Annotated in this window: 1 pseudogene; it reads left to right on the top strand. The window is 56.9% G+C overall.

The window, feature by feature from the left end:
• Positions 1–153: 153 nt before the first annotated feature.
• Positions 154–515, top strand: a pseudogene (locus ACQUQ0_RS17590) (IS5/IS1182 family transposase); the annotation flags it as partial.

Raw genomic sequence — 515 nt, 5'->3', positions numbered from 1 at the left:
TCCGCTTCGACCTCTACGTCAATGTACTTCCGCGAGAGGTCATCGACCACATCGTGGATCTGCTTTCCCTCCAAGGGGCTGTGTTGAATCACTAGACAGCGTCGGGATGGGTCGCTAAATCAAAGGAGTTGAAGCGGAGAGATCCGGTTGCCTATGACACAAATCTCCCGCTTCACTGGTGAGATTGTGCCGATTGCCCAAGTTGTTACCGGTGATAGAGACGAATCCGCCGCCCCGGAAGGTGGCGGCGGATTCGCCGACTATGCCCTCGTCTCCCTCCATTGTCTCCGGATTTACCTCGATACGTCCTACCGAATGACGATTGACTTGCTCAAAGAGATGCCACAAATAACCGGCGAGATCGGCCTTAGCGCGGCCGATCTCCCCTCTCCATCCACGTTGTGTAAAGCGTTCGACCGGATCAGTATGAGCGTGTGCCGAGTGCTGCTGCGCCAGTCGGCGCAGCTGCACGACCCCTCGAAACACGGCGCGATCGACGCGACATTCTACGAACG

The sequence above is a fragment of the Halobellus sp. EA9 genome (genome assembly GCF_051195055.1).
Classification (GTDB): Archaea; Halobacteriota; Halobacteria; order Halobacteriales; family Haloferacaceae; genus Haloquadratum; species Haloquadratum rubicundus.
This window is presented reverse-complemented; position numbering and strand designations above follow the sequence as displayed.